At 73.0% G+C, this 1,283-nt stretch carries 1 protein-coding gene; it reads left to right on the plus strand.

The features are described 5' to 3' along the window. A partial coding sequence (locus ACFV7Q_RS38900; protein ID WP_385435681.1) for a condensation domain-containing protein occupies positions 1-1,283 on the plus strand: 1,283 nt, incomplete at both ends.

The raw sequence follows: 1,283 nt of genomic DNA on the forward strand, positions 1-1,283 counted from the left end.
GACCTCGCCCGCTGGAACCGCGACGGCCACCTCGAATACCTCGGCCGCGCCGACCAGCAGCTCAAACTCCGCGGCTTCCGCATCGAACCCGGCGAAATCGAGACGGTCCTGTGTCGACACGACTCGGTGGCGCAGGCGGCGGTGGTCCTGGGCGAGGCCAGGCCGGGTGAGAAGTGCCTGATCGGCTATGTGACACCGGCCGAAGGCGCCCGCGTCGACGTCGCCGAGCTGCGCGCGCACGCCTCCGCGGCCCTGCCCGACTACATGGTGCCGACGGCGTACGTCGTCCTGGACGCCCTGCCGCTGACGGTCAACGGCAAGCTCGACCGCCGGGCGCTGCCGCAGCCGGACTTCCACCACCACCCCACGGCCGGCCGCGCGCCCCGCAACCCGGCCGAGGAAATCCTCTGCAGCCTCTACGCCGACACCCTCCACCTGCCCGGCACGACCATCGACGACAACTTCTTCCACCGCGGCGGCCACTCCCTCCTCGCCACCCGGCTCATTTCCAAGGTGCGGGACGCCTTCGGGGTGCGGTTGCTGGTACGGGACGTGTTCCAGCACCCGACGGTGGCAGCGCTGGCCGAGCGCATCGCGGCCGGCCACGGCGACGTCGCCCGTCCTGCGCTGGTGGCGGGGGAGCGGCCGGAGCGCCTGCCGCTGTCGCCGGCGCAGCAGCGGCTGTGGTTCCTGGACCAGTTGGAGGGGCCGTCGGCGACGTACAACATCCCGATGGCGGTTCGGCTGACGGGGCCCCTGGACGAGGGGGCGCTGCGCGGAGCCGTGGCCGATGTCGTCGGCCGGCACGAGGTCCTGCGGACGCGGTATCCCGTGGAGGAGGGTGAGCCCTGCCAGCAGGTGGTCCCCGGCGACCGGGCCGGGGTCCCGTTCACCGTGCTCGGCGCCACGGAGGAGGCCCTCGCGGCCGCGATCACGGAGCAGGCGGGTAGGCCGTTCGCCCTGGACACCGAACTGCCCCTGCGGTGTGTCCTGTTCGAGCTGGGTGAGCAGGAGCACGTCCTGCTGCTGGTCGTGCACCACATCGCCTCGGACGGCTGGTCGAACACCCCGCTGATGCGGGACCTGGGGGCGGCGTACACGGCCCGGGCGGCGGGGACCGCCCCCGGTTGGGAGCCGCTGCCGGTCCAGTACGCGGACTACACGTTGTGGCAGCGGGAGGTGCTGGGCGACGCGGACGAGCCGGGCAGTGTGTTGGCGTCGCAGCTCGACCACTGGAAGGCGGCGTTGGTCGGGCTGCCGGACGAGGTGTCGCTGCCCGCGGA

Origin of the sequence: Streptomyces sp. NPDC059851 (genome assembly GCF_042732005.1) — a bacterium.
In the GTDB taxonomy this organism is placed as follows: Bacteria; Actinomycetota; Actinomycetes; order Streptomycetales; family Streptomycetaceae; genus Streptomyces.